12 protein-coding genes are annotated in these 15706 nt (G+C 65.1%); 1 reads left to right on the forward strand and 11 read right to left on the reverse strand.

Annotation, left to right across the window (positions count from 1 at the left end; genetic code table 11):
* Positions 1–41: 41 nt before the first annotated feature.
* The 3 genes from ligD to PQR02_RS07795 all read right to left on the reverse strand — a co-directional run bounded on the left by ligD (position 42) and on the right by PQR02_RS07795 (position 5675).
* On the reverse strand, positions 42–2891 hold the full coding sequence (gene ligD, locus PQR02_RS07785; RefSeq protein ID WP_408227884.1) for a DNA ligase D: 2850 nt from the start codon (positions 2889–2891) through the stop codon (positions 42–44).
* 63 nt (positions 2892–2954) lie between these two features.
* The gene (gene ku / locus PQR02_RS07790) at positions 2955–3980 is read right to left on the reverse strand and encodes a non-homologous end joining protein Ku (RefSeq protein ID WP_408227887.1); all 1026 of its coding nucleotides are present in this window, start codon (positions 3978–3980) and stop codon (positions 2955–2957) included.
* Positions 3981–4421: 441 nt separating this feature from the next.
* Entirely contained in the window at positions 4422–5675 is a 1254-nt protein-coding gene (locus PQR02_RS07795; protein WP_408227890.1) for a cytochrome P450, read from the reverse strand.
* 309 nt (positions 5676–5984) lie between these two features.
* Between PQR02_RS07795 and serB the strand changes: the two genes are divergently transcribed.
* A complete protein-coding gene (gene serB / locus PQR02_RS07800) occupies positions 5985–6824 on the forward strand; it encodes a phosphoserine phosphatase SerB (protein ID WP_408227893.1) in 840 nt (279 codons plus the stop codon).
* 282 nt (positions 6825–7106) lie between these two features.
* On the opposite strand, the gene PQR02_RS07805 is transcribed toward serB, so the two are convergent.
* The 8 genes from PQR02_RS07805 to phaR form a co-directional block, all read right to left on the reverse strand.
* Entirely contained in the window at positions 7107–7556 is a 450-nt protein-coding gene (locus PQR02_RS07805; RefSeq protein ID WP_408227896.1) for a hypothetical protein, read from the reverse strand.
* A 179-nt stretch (positions 7557–7735) separates the two neighbouring features.
* Positions 7736–8920 (reverse strand): cystathionine beta-lyase, encoded by a 1185-nt coding sequence (locus PQR02_RS07810; protein WP_408227899.1) that lies wholly within the window; start codon positions 8918–8920, stop codon positions 7736–7738.
* Between the two features lie 156 nt (positions 8921–9076).
* Entirely contained in the window at positions 9077–9775 is a 699-nt protein-coding gene (locus tag PQR02_RS07815) for a hypothetical protein (RefSeq protein ID WP_408227902.1), read from the reverse strand.
* Between the two features lie 75 nt (positions 9776–9850).
* Positions 9851–11035 carry a beta-ketothiolase BktB gene (gene bktB, locus PQR02_RS07820; RefSeq protein ID WP_408227905.1) on the reverse strand — a complete coding sequence of 395 codons (1185 nt, stop codon included), beginning with the start codon at positions 11033–11035 and terminating at the stop codon, positions 9851–9853.
* Between the two features lie 78 nt (positions 11036–11113).
* On the reverse strand, positions 11114–12082 hold the full coding sequence (locus tag PQR02_RS07825; protein ID WP_408227931.1) for a sugar kinase: 969 nt from the start codon (positions 12080–12082) through the stop codon (positions 11114–11116).
* Between the two features lie 15 nt (positions 12083–12097).
* Positions 12098–13483: a 30S ribosomal protein S12 methylthiotransferase RimO gene (gene rimO, locus PQR02_RS07830; RefSeq protein ID WP_408227908.1), complete on the reverse strand. Its 1386-nt coding sequence runs from the start codon at positions 13481–13483 to the stop codon at positions 12098–12100.
* 81 nt (positions 13484–13564) lie between these two features.
* Positions 13565–14587: a tRNA dihydrouridine synthase gene (locus PQR02_RS07835; RefSeq protein ID WP_408227911.1), complete on the reverse strand. Its 1023-nt coding sequence runs from the start codon at positions 14585–14587 to the stop codon at positions 13565–13567.
* Positions 14588–15043: 456 nt separating this feature from the next.
* The gene (gene phaR / locus PQR02_RS07840; RefSeq protein WP_408227916.1) at positions 15044–15652 is read right to left on the reverse strand and encodes a polyhydroxyalkanoate synthesis repressor PhaR; all 609 of its coding nucleotides are present in this window, start codon (positions 15650–15652) and stop codon (positions 15044–15046) included.
* Between the last annotated feature and the right edge of the window lie 54 nt (positions 15653–15706).

Consider the following 15706-nt stretch of genomic DNA (forward strand, 5'->3'; position numbering starts at 1 on the left):
ACGTACTCCTTGTCGTTTGAGTGAGGTCGACCGGCAAGCGCTCATCGCGCTTGGTCCAGACGCTTTTTCATCGCGGCCGTGATGCGCTGACGGGTCTTCGCATAGTCCTCCCACGGGTCGCGCTTCAGACCGGCGAGGCGCTCGTGCAGGTTCTCGATGGTCCATTGATCGCCGCCCGTGGTCGACGCGACTTCGTCCCACGCAAGCGGCACCGACACGCCCAGGCCCGGCCGCGCGCGCGCCGAGAACGCGGCCACCGTGCTCGAGCCGCGGTTGTTGCGCAGGTAATCGACGAAGATCTTCTGCTTGCGGTTCTGCGCGCCCATCTTCGCGCTGAAGTACTTGGGCAGGGTCGTCGCCATGTGCTGCGCGACGGCCTGCGAGAAGTCCTTCACCTCGTCCCAGCCCGCCTGCTTCGCGAGCGGCACGACGACGTGCAGTCCTTTGCCGCCGCTCGTCTTGCAGAACGACTCGAGGCCGAGTTCTTCGAGCAGCGAGCGCGTGAGCTGCGCGGCTTCGATCATGCGCTCCCAGCCGAGCGACGCGTCAGGGTCGAGATCGAACACCATGCGGTCGGGCTTCTCGATGTTCGCCGCGACCGCATTCCACGTGTGAAATTCGACCGTGCCCATCTGCGCGGCGCCGACCAGCGCTTTGAGCGTCTCGACGGTGATCAGCGCCGGATGGCCCGGGTCGAGACCCGGATGCTGCGTGACGTTGGGAATCGACAGCTTCTGGCTGTGCTTCTGGAAGAACAGCTCGCCGCCGATGTCCTCGGGCGCGCGCACCAGCGAGACCGGCCGGTCCTGCAGATGCGGCAGCATCCAGTCGGCAACCGCTTCGTAGTACTGCACGAGATCGATTTTGCGCGTGCCGGTGCTTTTGTCGATCACGCGGTCGGGATGAGATACCCGTACGCCGGCGACTTCGGCGGCGGCTGGTTTTGCCGTGGTCTTTGCGGTCGCGGTCTTTGCGGTCGCGGTCTTCGTGGCTGCGTGTTTCGACGCCGCGCGGTTCTTCGGCGCAGCATCGGACCCGGTTTCGGTTTGTTGTTGCACGTCGGCTCCTTGACGGGGTGCTTCCTTGACGATCTGGCGCGCCGGCTTGTCGTCGCGCAGACTCACGAACGACGCCTGACGCACGATCCCGTCGCTCGTCCATTCCGCGAAGTTGCATTCGGCGACGAGCACGGGTTTCACCCAATGCACCGGCGTGCGGCTGCGCTCGCGCGGTGCGCTGGCGAACGGCATGCGCGAGGTCTCGTGGGCGTCGAGCGCCTGCTTGACCGAGCGCAGCAGGGTGGCGTCGAAACCGGTGCCGACCCGGCCGGCGTAGCGCAGCTTGCCTTCGCCATCGTAGACGCCGAGCAGCAGCGCACCGAAGGCCGCGCGACTGCCGCCCGGCTCCGAATAGCCGCCGATCACGAACTCCTGGCGCCGCCGGCACTTCAGCTTGATCCACGTCTGCGAGCGCCCCGACAGGTAGCCGCTGTCGCGCCGCTTGCCGATGATCCCTTCGAGCGACATGTCGCAGGCGCTTTTGAGCAGCTCGTCGGCGCTGAAGTCGAAGTCGTTCGAGAAGCGCAGCACGCGGTCGTCGAAGCCCTCAAGCAGCGCACGCAGAATCGCGCGGCGCTGTTCGAGCGGCACGTCGCGCAAGTCATAGCCATTCAGAAAGGGCACGTCGAACAGATAGATGACGATGTCCTGCGGGCGGTTCGAGTCGAATGCGTTTTGCAGCGCCTGGAAACTCGGCACGCCGTGTTCGTCGAGCACGACTGCTTCGCCGTCGAGCCATGCGCTATCGAGGGCAAGGTGATCGAGTGCTTGCACCTGCTTGCTGAATTTCGCGGTCCAGTCGTTGCCGGCGCGCGTGAACACTTTGACGGCGCCGCCTTTGCCCGACCGGTCGATGCGGGCCAGCACCCGGTAGCCATCGAACTTGATTTCATACAGCCAGTCGTCGCCGGGCGGCGCGGCGTCGACGAGGATCGCCAGTTGAGGCTTGAATGACGCGGGCAGACGGGTTTTGACCGCGCCTTCGATCGACGGGGACGCGGCCAGCTCACGTAGCGACTGCGTAGTGCGCGTGGCGACGATATCGGGGCGCTTCGGGTCGGCCCGGCTTGACGCAGCACTCGCCGCGCCGCGCTTGCTGGCGCCTTTCGCGGCAGTGGCGGATGCGCTTGACGCGGCGGTGGTTTCAAGGATCGCTGAGGCTCTGCTTGCGCGTTTGCCTGCAACTTTGCGCGCGGTTTTATCAGTCCCCTTCGCGCTCGCCGCACCCGCTGCCTTCGCGCCCTTGCCCAGCACGCTCCCCGGCCGCTCTTTCAGCACGTCGTACTCGCTCTCGTCGCGCGCCTCGTCGTCACGCTCCTTGATCAACAGCCATTGCTCCTTGTCGCCGCTGCCGCGCATGTGACTGCGCACCAGCGTCCAGCCGCCGCGCAACTTCTCGCCGTGAAGCCTGAACTTGAGCTTGCCGCCCGCATAGGCGCGCGCCGCGTCGTCGACGCTGCCGACCGGCTCCCACGTGCCGCGATCCCACACGATCACGCTGCCCGCCCCGTAATTGCCGGGCGGAATCTCTCCTTCGAACGAACCGTATTCGAGCGGGTGATCTTCGACGTGCACCGCCAGCCGTTTCACCGACGGGTCGAGGCTCGGCCCCTTCGGCACCGCCCACGACAGCAGTGCGCCGTTCAGTTCGAGCCGGAAGTCGTAATGCAGACGCCGCGCGTCATGCTCCTGAATCACGTACGAAAGCGCATGGTCCGCGGCGCGCGGCGCCGCTTTCCGGCCGGCTCGCTTGCGCGCGACCTGGGCGCCGGAAGGCTCCGGCGTTTCGTCGAAGCGGCGCTTGCGGTGGTAGAGATCGAGTCTCTCGTTCATGGCGGTGACATCGTCGCTGGTGGGTGGGCGCGGCGCTTACGCCCGGCTTTATCAGCCGGGCACTCACGCCGCCGCGCGCCGTTTGCGGGCTGCCGGTGCAGCGGCGGTTTTCGCTGCGGCCTTCGCCCCGGTGCGAGCGCCGGCAGTGGCGCCGCGACTGCGCGACGTGCTGCCCCCGCTCGCCGCACGCGGCTTCTTGCGAGCCGGCGCAGCAGCTTCGCTCTCGGCTTGGGCGCCGCTCTCGTCGTCATCGTCGGCCGCGCGCTTGCGGCCGCTGGCCGGCTGCTGGCCCTTGCCCCGGCCCAGGCTGCGCTTGAGGAGGTCGGACAGGTCGAGAATCTCGGCCGATTGACGCGACTCGTGCGGCGCTTCGACATCGGTGATCTCCTCGGTCTTGCCCGCGCGAATCTTGCGATCGACGAGCGCCATGATGTCGTCGCGGAACGTGTCGTGATACTGCGACGGGTCCCACGTATCGCTCATATCGTCGATCAGCTTTTTCGCCATGTCGAGTTCGCGCGTGGATACGCCGGCGGCCTTCATGCCTTCGGGCGGCAGCTTGAATTCGTCGAAGTCGCGCACCTCGGCGGCCCAGCGCAGTGTGTTCAGCGCCAGCACCGGCCCAACCGGGATCAACGCCGCGAGATGCTGCTTGTTGTGCAACACCACGCTCGCAACGCCGACCTTGCCCGAGGCTTTCATCGCTTCGCGCAGCAGCGCGTACACCTTCTCGCCCTTGCGGTCGGGCGTCAGGAAATACGGCGTGTCGAGGTAGAGGAACGAGATGTCGGGCGCGTCGACGAACGCGAGGATGTCGACCGTCTGCGTCGATTCGGGATTCGCCGCGCGGATCTCGTCATCCGAGAGCACCACGTACTTGTCCTTTTCGTACTCGAACCCGCGCACGATGTTCTCGCGCGTCACATCCTTGCCGGTGCGCTTGTTGATCTGCTTGTAGCCGATCGGATCGATCGTGCGCTTGTCGAGCAGATTGAAGCCGACTTTCTCAGACTGCGTCGCCGGATACAACTGCACCGGTACATGGACGAGCCCGAAGCTGATCGCGCCCTTCCAGATCATATGTGCCATCGTGCGCTCCCATGGGCCTGAGATCTGATGCTGAGATCTGAAGGGAAGCAGCAAGCGTGCCACGGTTTTCAGGCCTGTGCCGCCGCGCGGCGCGGTGCGTGCGGTCAACGGCCGGGGCTGTAAGTCTTGCGACAGGTCGGCAAAAGCTACGGCGTGCGGGGCTAGCGGCTTGTTGTCCGGCTTGTTGTCCGGCTTGTTGTCCGGCTTGTTGTCCGGCTTGTTGTCCGGCTTGCTGCTATCCGGCTTGTTGCTTGTTGCTTGTTGCTTGTTGCTTGTTGCTTGTTGCTTGTTGCTTGTTGCTTGTTGCTTGTTGCTTGTTGCTTGTTGCTTGCTGCTTGCTGCTTGCTGCTTGCTGCTTGCTGCTTGCTGCTTGCTGCTTGCTGCTTGCTGCTTGCTGCTTGCTGCTTGCTGCTTGCTGCTTGCTGCTTGTTATCCGGCTTCTTATGCGGCTTTCCCGGGCAGTGGCTCCAGTTCGAGCGGCACCGCCGCGAAGCCGCGAAAGCGCGCGCGTGGGCCGCGCGTCGGCTCGCCATAAAGGCGATAAGCCGGAAAACGCTGCACGAAACGACCCATCGCGATACGCGCTTCGAGCCGCGCGAGCGACAGCCCCGCGCACTGATGAATCCCGAAGCCGAACGCGAGATGCCGATTCGGAGCACGGCGAATCTCGAAGCGGTCCGGCTCCGGAAACTGTTCCGGGTCGCGGTTGGCCGCGCCGATGCACAGCGTGAGCGGCGTGCCGCGCGCGATTGCAACGCCGCCGATCTCGGTGTCGACGGTCGCCATGCGGTTGCCGAGCTGGTTCGAGCTCTCGAAGCGCAAACACTCCTCGACCGCCGGCTCGATCAGCGACGGTTCGCGCAGCAACGCGGCGCGCTGCTCGGGCCAGCCAGCGAGCGTAACGAGACCGTTGCCGATCAGGTTGGTGGTCGTCTCGTGCCCGGCGTTCAGAATGAAAATGCAGTTTTGCAACAGCTCCGCTTCCGACAACTGTTCGCCCCCTGCCTCGCCCTGAATCAGCCGCGTCAGCACGTCGTGCTGCGGATCGCCGGGCTGGCGGCGGCGTCGCGCGACCAGACCGCGCAGATAGTCGATGAATTCGCTCACCGCGCGATTGCCCCGTTCGAGTTGCGCACCGGTCAGCGACGGCTCGAGCGCACCGAGTATCGCGAGCGACCAGTCGCGCAGCGGCTCGCGCTCGCCATGCGGCACGTCGAGCAGATTGCCGATGATCTCGACAGGTATCGCGGCCGCGAACTCGCCGATCAGGTCGATGCGGCCACGCTCGGCCGCCGCGTCGAGCAGCCCGTCGACGAGGCGCACCAGACCCGGCTCCATCGCCGAAATGGCACGCGCCGTGAGCGCGCCGGCGATCAGTTTGCGCACCCTCGTGTGGCGCGGCGGATCGTTGAATACCAGACTCGTCGTGTGATGCGCGTAGAGCGGCGAGTCGCCGTATTTCGGCTTGAATTCGACCGTCTTGTCAGAGCTGAAGGCTTTCGGGTCGCGGTAGACCGCCTGCACGTCGCGATAGCGGGTCAGAAACAGCGAGCCGTCAGGCATGCGCTTGATGGGTTCGTAGGCGCGCAGCGCATGGTAGACAGGATACGGATCGGCGTAGAACGCGGGGCTCAGGTGGCGCAGATCGAAGTCGCGGGCAAGCAGAGATGCGTCGATGGCGGTCGCCGGGGTCATGCTTTGTCTCCGTGGGTGCGCGTTGGGTGCGACCTTGTATGTGTTTGTATCCGCCTCGTGCGCGGCGTTTTTACTCGTGCGGTGCGTTTCCTGTCGGACCCGCTGTGCGTTGCGCGTGACGCGATCGAAAAGCGCAGTGGCTGCGAGACACGACTGGAAGCGCCAGTATGAACCGGGCCTTGCAGGATTGCACGATACGCTCGCGCGCACCAGCTCGCAGCGCGGCGGTGCATCGCGCAGACCCGATACAATAGCGGGATTTTCCGCGCGCGCCGCGCGCTTCATCTTTCCAGCGTCACTGCGTCGTCCATGAACCTCGTCATTCAAAGCCCCGCGCCCCTTAGCGCCGACCACCACAAAACGCTCGTCGCGCTCGCACGCGGTTCGCACGCCACCATGATCGACGCGCATGCACTGCGTATCGCCGGCGCGAACCTCGCGCAGCGCGCCGACCTGGAGGTCTATTGCGGCACTCACCAACTGGACTACGCGTTTATCGAGCCCGGCCGGCAGCTGCGTGACTTCGGCCTCGTCGCGATGGACATGGACTCGACGCTGATCACGATCGAATGCATCGACGAGATCGCCGACTTCTGCGGGTTGAAAACGGAAGTGGCCGCGATCACGGAAGCGGCGATGCGCGGCGAGATCAAGGATTTCAACGAAAGCCTGACGCGCCGCGTGGCGCTGCTCAAGGGTCTTGACGCAAGCGCACTCGAACGTGTTTACGAAGAGCGGCTGCAACTCTCGCCAGGCGCGGAACGGATGCTGGCCGGCGCGAAAGAAGCAGGATTGAAAACGCTGCTGGTGTCCGGCGGATTCACGTTCTTTACCGAGAAACTGAAGGCGCGCCTGGGTCTTGATTTCACGCGGGCGAACACGCTCGAAATCGTGGATGGCAAGCTGACCGGCAACGTGATCGGCGAGATCGTCAACGCGGACGTGAAAGCGCGCACGCTGCGCGAAACATGCGCCACGCTAGGTATTGAGCCGACTCGCGCGATTGCAATGGGCGACGGCTCGAACGACCTGAAGATGATGGCCGCAGCGGGACTCTCCGTTGCATTCCGCGCGAAGCCGGTGGTGCGCGAAGCGGCCAGCGTGGCGTTCAACCATGTGGGACTGGACGGCCTGCTGCGGTTGTTCTGAGGCCGACGCGAAGCCCGGATGACGGGTGAGGCGGCGCCCGGGTAGGTCTGTTTTGATGCGTGGGGCCGCTTGAGCGGCGCCCCGGCGCCGGCGACGACGCGTTATCTCTTTAGACTGTCGATCAGGATTACTACAAACAGAAAAATTGCATAGACACTGACAACAATGCCGGACCACTTCAAGACACGCGGGTAAATTTCGTCGGATGCCAGATAGAGAGATAACTTTTTCATCAACGCCTCCTTTGAAAAGACCAGTATAAATGCCGCACTATCTAATAAATCAGGAAAAGTGCACGTGTACGAATGCAAACAGAGTGGCGGCAATGAGCGTAAGCAAAACGGACAAGCCGACTTCGATACGCGAGAACGCATAGACGTTGACTGGCGGGTTTCCCTCGCGAACGCCTTTGCCAATCCGGTCGCGATATGCGTTCACCGATCCCAGCATCACGAGGACGGAACAGACGAACCCCATGACGCACAGTCCAACCATGCAAAACGCGAGAATCGGCACCTCGCGACCGCCCCGCTCCAACGCCGCCACCACTTCATAAGGGGCGCAAGCGCATAGCCCGCTAGCACACCAGAACAGCTGGCCGTCTTTCACCGACGCAGCGATCAACGCCTTCGCGACGCGCCACCCGTGCGCTGGCGCGACGAGCGCAAGCGTGAAGATCGGGCCGATGATCGGCACGCCAAGATTCAGCAACATCCAGAAGAAAAGATTCATCGAAGCTCACCTTCGTGCGGCAGCCCTGAGGCGGAATGCGCACGATCGTAGCGTCGAGATCGGGCTTCGGCCATTCAGCCGAATGGTTAGGCTTACTGGCTATCGGGACAAAAAAAAGCCCACCGGGAACACATCCCGATGGGCCGGCTCATCGTCGTAACGAATGAGGCTCAGAGGGTTCAGGCGAGCGCGGCGAGGCTCTGCTCGATATCCGCGCGCAGATCGGCCTCTTCTTCGAGGCCGATATAAAACCGCACCAGCGTGCCGCGATGCGGCCACTGCCCCGCGGTGCGCATCGACGCCACGTCGTACGGCATGGCGAGGCTGTGCGCGCCGCCCCAGCTCCAGCCGAGCGAAAAGAGTTCGAGCGATTCGCAAAACGTGTCGATCTGCGCCGCGCTGTAGCGGCCGTCGAACACGACCGAAAACAGCCCGCCCGCCCCCGTGAAGTCGCGCTTGAAAAACTCGTGGCCCGGACAGTCGGCGAATGCCGGGTGCAACACCGCGGCGATTTCCGGACGGCTCTTCAGCCACGTGGCCAATCCGAGCGCCGCGCGGTCGTGTTGCGCGAAACGCAGCTGCATGGACGGCAAGCTGCGCAGAATCAGCGAGCAGTCGTCCGAAGAAACGCCGATCCCCATGCGCATGCGCGCCGCCTTCAGCTTCAGATGCAGTTCGCGCTCGACCGTGATCGTCGCGCCCATCAGCACGTCGCCGCCGCCCGACTGATATTTGGTCAGCGCCTGCACCGAGATGTCGACGCCGTGGTCGAACGGCCGGAACGCGAGCCCCGCGGACCACGTGTTGTCGATCGCCGTGACGACTTTGCGCGCGCGCGCCGCCGCCGTGATGGCGGGCACGTCGGCCACTTCCATCGTCACCGAGCCGGGCGCCTCGATCCAGATGAGGCGCGTGTTCGGCTGGATCAGATCGGCGATGCCCGCGCCGATCATCGGGTCGTAGTAGCGCACCGTGATGCCGAAATCGCGCGCCAGCCAGTCGCCATGATCGCGATTCGGCGAGTACACGTTATCGGGAATCAGCACGTCGTCGCCTGCCTTGACGAGGCCGAAGTACACATTCGAAATCGACGACAGCCCCGACGGCTGCAACAACGCATGATTGCCGCCCTCGATCGCGGCCAGGCGCTGCGCCAGCGCGAGCGAGGTCGGCGTGGCGTGCAGGCCGTAGCGCCATTGCGCGTCGTTTTTCCAGTCGAGCGCGCGCATGGCGGCGAGATCGGGGAACACGACCGTCGAGGCGCGCGTGACCGGTGTCGAAAACGACTCGAAGCCCGGTGTGATCTGGTCCTCGGCGCGCACGGTGCGGGTTTGCAGAGCACGTTTGAGTTTGGATTGGGTCATGATGAAGTTCTGTGAAAGCAGACAGGAACTGACAGAGCGAAAAGGAAGCGGCGGTCACACGGTGACGGCGCGCGCCGCTTACGCGAGAGTAGACGAGTCAGCGGGATCGCACAGGCCCGACGGCGCGCGCGCCGGCCAGCTCACGCGGCGACGGCTTCATTCGCCGGTTTGCAGGTTGCTGACGCCGCCCACCGGGTGCGCGCCGGCCGGAGCCGCCGCAGCCGGCGCAGCGGCACGGCCGCTTGCCGAAGTTTGCGGCGCCGGTCCCGCCACGGGGGCGGCTGGGGTGGGCGGGCTAGCCTGTGCGGCCGCCGGCGCGCCGGGCGGCGGCACCGCCTGCCCCGCCGCGAGCGGCTTCAGGTCGAACGGCTGCGGATCGGAATCGTCGACGTTCATGCGGTCGCCCGCAACCGAGCCGTCGGCCGCGAACTTGCCGACCCAGTTGCCGGTGATGTGGGTGCCGTCGTTCGACTCCTCGACTTCGAGCGTATCGCCGTCGCGGTCGCCGGCGATCAGGATTACTTCGCCGTTGTCGGTGAACTGATACTCGCCGTGCACGCCGGACGGATCGTCGGTTTTCGCGCCGAGCCGCAGCACGATCTGACGCTTGCCCAGCATGCCGGCGTAGCGCGGGAATTTCGCGAACTCGGGGCTCGGCTTGAGCGGCAACTGGATCGGCGGGGGCGCCGCCAGTTCCTTGACCGCATCGCTTTCCGCCCAGGCCGGCGCGGGCATCAACGCCGCCGTGCCGGCACACAGCAACGCGGCCGCGCTGATGATTGCCCATCCGCGCTGCGCCGCCGAGTGCTGCAGTGTCTCTTTCACCGCGCCCTTCATCGCTTTCGATTCCCGCATCCGTTTCTTCCTTATTGCCTGATACATACTTACTGGCGGCTCACCCCGAGTTCCCCCGGGGGTTCACCCCGAGCGTCAGATCCGCTCGAAGATCGCCGCAATGCCCTGCCCACCGCCAATGCACATCGTGACCAGCGCGTACCGGCCGCCGACGCGCTGCAATTCGTACAGCGCCTTGACCGTGATCAGCGCGCCGGTCGCGCCGATCGGGTGACCGAGCGAAATGCCCGAGCCGTTCGGATTCACCTTCGCCGGATCGAAGCCCAGCTCCTTGCTGACCGCGCAGGCCTGCGCGGCGAACGCCTCGTTCGCCTCGATCACGTCGAGGTCGGCCACTGTCAGGCCGGCCCGTTCGAGCGCCTTGCGGGTCGCCGGCACGGGACCGATGCCCATGTACGCCGGATCGACGCCGGCATGCGCATACGACACCAGCCGCGCGAGCGGCTTCATGCCGCGCTTGTCGGCGACGCTGCGCTCCATCAGCACGACCGCGGCGGCTGCGTCGTTGATGCCCGACGCATTGCCGGCCGTCACCGTGCCGTTCTCCTTCGCGAACACCGGCTTGAGCTTCGAGAAGTCTTCCGCCGATGCATTCATGCGCGCGTGCTCGTCGGTGTCGAACACGAGCTCGCCTTTCTTCGACGCAAGCGTGATCGGCAGGATCTGTTCCTTGAAATAGCCGCTCGTGATCGCGTGGGCCGCGCGGCGATGCGATTCGAGCGCAAGGGCGTCCTGCGCTTCGCGCGAGATGTCGTATTTGCGCGCGACGTTTTCGGCGGTCACGCCCATGTGGATCGACTGGAACGGGTCGTTCAGCGCGCCCACCATCATGTCGACGAGGCGCGCGTCGCCCATGCGCTGACCGAAGCGCGCGGCGGGCATCGAGTAAGGTGCGCGGCTCATGTTTTCCGCGCCGCCGCCGATCGCGATGTCGGCGTCACCGAGCAGGATGCTTTGCGCGGCCGACACGATCGCCTGCAGGCCCGAGCCGCACAGCCGGTTCACGGTCAACGCGGGCGTGTGCTGCGCGACGCCGCCGTTGATCGCGGCCACGCGGGCCAGGTACATGTCCTTCGGCTCGGTATGCACCACGTTGCCGAACACCACGTGACCGACTTCGTCGCCGGACACGCTGGCGCGCGCCAGCACTTCGCGCACCACGCGCGCGCCGAGATCGGTCGGCGCAAAGTCCTTCAGACTGCCGCCGAATCCGCCGATTGCCGTACGCACACCGCTTACTACCACTACGTCCCGTTGCATCGCTCGCTCCTTTTCCAGTCTCTGAGAATCTCCAGGATGATCTTACCTCGGCGGGTCACGCGTCGTGGCGCATGGCGGTCAGCTCGCCAGCAGCTGTTCGACGGTGGCGCGCGAAGGAATCGGCGCGACCGCGCCGTAGCCTTGCGTGGACAGCGCCGCGGCGACGTTCGCGTAACGTGCCGCCGCAAAAGGATCGTCGCCCGCGACGATGCGCGCGATGAATGCGCCGCCAAAGCAGTCGCCCGCGCCGGTCGCATCGACCGCATTGACGACGTGGCCCGGCACGAGGCGCCGCTCGCCGGGTGTCGCGATGTACGAGCCCTCCTTGCCGAGTTTCAGCGCCACCACGCGCGGACCGTGCGACAGCAGGAAGTCGACAATCTCGTCACGGCCGGTCAGGCCGGTGAGCCCGGTGACGTCGTCCCAGCTCGGCAGACAGATGTCGGTCTGGCGGATCGCTTCGAGCATCACTGCGCGGGCTCGCGCGAGCGGCCACAGCTTCAGGCGCAAGTTGGTGTCGAAGCTGACGCGCACGCCGTTGGCGCGCGCATGCGCGATCGCTGCGAACGCGGCATCGCAGGCGCTCAGGCTGATCGCGAGGCTGATTCCGGACAGATGGACGACCTTGGCCGCGGCGATCGCGTCGAGCGGCAGGTCGCGCGGCGCATAGCGGCTCGCCGCGGAGCCCGCGCGCAGATAGTCGAACGCATGGCCGTTGGGACCATGCGAGACGAAATAGACGCCGGTGGACGCATCCGGATCGACGCGCACGAGCGACGTATCCACCTGCTCGCGTTCCCACAGATCGATCAGCAGGCGCCCGAAATGATCCGCGCCGACCGCCGATACGAAGCCGGTCCGCGCGCCCTGCCGTGCCGCCGCGACGCAGAAGTTCGACGTGTCGCCGCCGAAGCCTTGCAGGTAGTTCGGCTGATCTTTGCCGGACTGGTTGAATTCGATCATCGCCTCGCCGAGCGCGAGGATCGCGGCGCGGCGGCCATCCGCGGGGCGGCCTTCCGCGGGGCGGCCTTCAGGCCGGGCTGCCATCTTGAGGGTCATCGCTCAGACCTCGCCCCACAGGTCGTGACCGTCTGCGCCGGTGATCTTCACCGACACGAAATCGCCGACCTTGTAGCGCTTCGACGCTTTGATGGCCGGCGCGATATACACGACGCCGTCGATCTCCGGCGCATCCGCCGCAGTGCGGCCAATGCCGCCGTCGGCATTGATCTCGTCGACCAGCACCTTCAGCGTCTTGCCGACCTTCTTCGCGATCCGTTTGGCCGACACCTCCTCGGCCACTTCCATGAAGCGGGCGCGGCGCTCTTCACGCACTTCATCGGGCAGCGCGCCGTCGAGTTCGTTCGCGCTCGCGCCTTCGACCGGCGAGTACGCAAAACAGCCGACCCGATCCAGCTGCGCCTCGCGGATGAAATCGAGCAGCGTCTGGAACTGCTCTTCGGTCTCGCCCGGGAAGCCGGCGATGAACGTGCTGCGGATCGTCAGATCAGGGCACATCTCGCGCCATGCCTTCACCCGCTCCATCACCTTCTCCGCGTTGGCCGGCCGCTTCATGCGCTTGAGCACTTCGGGATGCGCGTGCTGGAACGGCACGTCGAGGTACGGCAACACGTGACCTTTGAACGGCCCTTCGGCCATCATCGGGATCACTTCGTCGACGCTCGGATACGGATACACGTAGTGCAATCGCACCCACGCGCCGTATTGCGCGGCGAGTTCGCCGAGAGCCGCGACCAGATCGGTCATGCGCGTCTTGATCGGCTTGCCGTTCCAGAAGCCCGTGCGATATTTGACGTCGACGCCGTAAGCGCTGGTGTCCTGCGAGATCACCAGCAATTCCTTCACGCCGGACTTGAACAGATTCTCCGCTTCCAGCATCACTTCGGCGACCGGACGCGACACGAGGTCGCCGCGCATCGACGGGATGATGCAGAACGTGCAGCGATGGTTGCAGCCTTCCGAAATCTTCAGGTACGCGTAATGGCGCGGCGTGAGCTTGACGCCCGCCGCGGGCACCAGATCGATGAACGGATCGTGCGGCTTGGGCAGATGCGAATGCACATGCTGCATCACTTCGCCCACCGCGTGCGGGCCGGTCACAGCCAGCACCTTCGGATGCACCTCTTCGATCAGCCCCGAGCCGCTCGCGCTCTTCTTCGCGCCGAGGCAGCCGGTGACGATCACTTTGCCGTTCTCGTTGAGCGCCTCACCGATCGCGTCGAGGCTTTCCTGCACGGCTTCGTCGATGAAGCCGCAGGTGTTGACGACCACGAGGTCCGCGCCGTCGTACGTGCCGGAGATTTCGTAGCCTTCGGCGCGCAACTGGGTGATGATCTGTTCGGAATCGACCAGGGCTTTCGGGCAGCCGAGCGAAACGAAGCCGACCTTCGGCGCGGCAATCGGGGCAATCGTGGGGGTGTCAGACATGAGGGACCGCTTGAAGACGTTAAACCTTGAATTGTAGCGGTTCGGCACGGCCACCGCTCGTAAGTCTTTGAATTTTAGTCCTCAACCGGCTGGGGCCTCGGCTGTATCCCACTGTTCGACGGCGTCGGATCGCAGGCTTCGGAGGGATTCGCCGGATGCCAGCGCGGCCTCGATCACCCGCAGAATTTCGTGCGAATCCTGCACCCGGCGAATCGCTGCATGCAATTCGGCCGCCTGCGGCCAGGTCCGCTGCAGATAGCTCAGCCACTTCTTGACGCGTCCATGCTCGTGGCTGGATGAGGCGCGCGCCTGCAATTTCGTCAGGTAGCCGGCGATCTGGCGCAGCACGCGCTGCCATTCGCCGGCAGATGGGGTGGGGTCCATCAGTCCGCGGATTCGCAACGCGAGGAACGGATCCGAGACGGCGCCGCGTCCGATCATCACGTCCGCGCAGCCGCTGACGGCCCGGCACCGCTCCCAGTCCGCCACGCTCCAGACTTCGCCGTTTGCGATGACCGGCACGTGCACCGCGTCGTCGATACGCGCGATCCACTCCCAGTGCGCCGGGGGCCGGTAGCCATGATCGCGCGTGCGCGCATGCACGACGAGCGAGGCCGCGCCGCCTTCCGCGAGCGCCACCGCGCAATCGATCGCCAGTGAGGTGTCGGCTACGCCAAGGCGCATTTTCGCCGTCACGGCAACGCCGGCCGGCACCGCCGCGCGAACCGCGCAAACGATCCGGTGCAGTTGTTCAGGGTCGGCCAGCAGCATGGCTCCGCCGCCGTGCTGATTGACCACCTTGGCGGGACAGCCGAAGTTCAGGTCGACCCCATACGGCGACAACGCCGCCGCCTGCCTCGCATTGCGCGCCATCCACTGGGGATCGCTGCCGAGCAGCTGGATCACCATGGGCGTGCCGCTGCGAGTGCGGCTTGCGTCGAGGACTTCGGGCGCCTCTCTCTCGTAGACGCGCGCGGGCAGCAGCGAACCCGTCACGCGGACGAACTCGGACACGCAGCCGTCGAATCCGCCTGTGCTGGTCAGCACGTCGCGCAACACGTAGTCCGCCAGCCCTTCCATCGGGGCGAGAAACAGCCGGCTCATGCGCAAATCCGGTTATGTGATCGGCCAGTCAAGCGAGGCTCACCCATCCGGCCTTCGAAGTCGAAGGGGTCGGCACGATAACGGAGATGATCTGCAGCATAAGGTGGGGTCCGGCGTGGAGCGATGACGATAGCGGCTGTGGAGAGCGCTGCGACAGGAACTACAGACATTCAGGGGCCGTGCTAATCCGGCAGTGGGACAAAGCGCTGTGCGCGCGAAAGTCGCGATTGTACCGCGCTGGGGGCGGTGAACCTCGGTGCGGTGAACTGAGATGAGGTGTGCGCCCGTTGCCTGGCGCAGCGGGGCATGTGGGCGGCGAGAGCTGCCGCGAGCCTACGGGTCCGCGCCGCTCGCCCGCAGCCGCGCCGTTGCCCTGCGCAATCGGAGCCGGTCTTCGTCATCGGGGCAACGACAATAACGACGGCGCCCGCGCCGCCGCTCGCGCGATTGCTGACGTTACTTCTTCTCCGGCTCCGGATTCGTTTGCGGCACGCCAGGCGCGTTGCCTGCATTGACCGGGGCGCCGGGCGTGAACGGGAACGTGGCGAACATCGACTTCGCCTGGTTCTGCATCTGCTCCTGCATCTGCACGAACATGTTCTTCGACTGTTCGATATAGCTGGTCATCATGCCCTGCATCATCGGGGCCTGCATGTTCATGAACTGCGACCAGACTTCCGGATTCATCGCCTTGCCTTCATACAGATTCTTCGACTGGTCGGCGAGCTTCGCCTGGATGTCGATGAAAGCCTGGATGTTCTTTTCCAGATAGGTGCCCATCATGCCCTGCATCGCATGGCCATAGAAACGGATGATCTGCGACAGCATCGACGACGAGAACATCGGCAAGCCGCCGCTCTCCTCTTCGAGAATGATCTGCAACAGGATGGCGCGCGTCAGGTCCTCGTTGCTCTTCGCATCGATGACCTTGAAATCCTCCTGATCGAGCACGAGCTGTTTGACATCCGTCAGCGTGATGTACGTGCTTGTCTCAGTATCGTAGAGCCGACGGTTCGGATATTTCTTGATCAGTCGTTCGGCTGTTTTCTTTGTAGTAGTGGTCATTTAACGCCTTTGAGCGCGAGTTAAGCGCGAAAACGGCGTCGGGGGGGGGGGGGG

The organism is Paraburkholderia sediminicola, assembly GCF_046026895.1.
Classification (GTDB): domain Bacteria; phylum Pseudomonadota; class Gammaproteobacteria; order Burkholderiales; family Burkholderiaceae; genus Paraburkholderia; species Paraburkholderia sediminicola_C.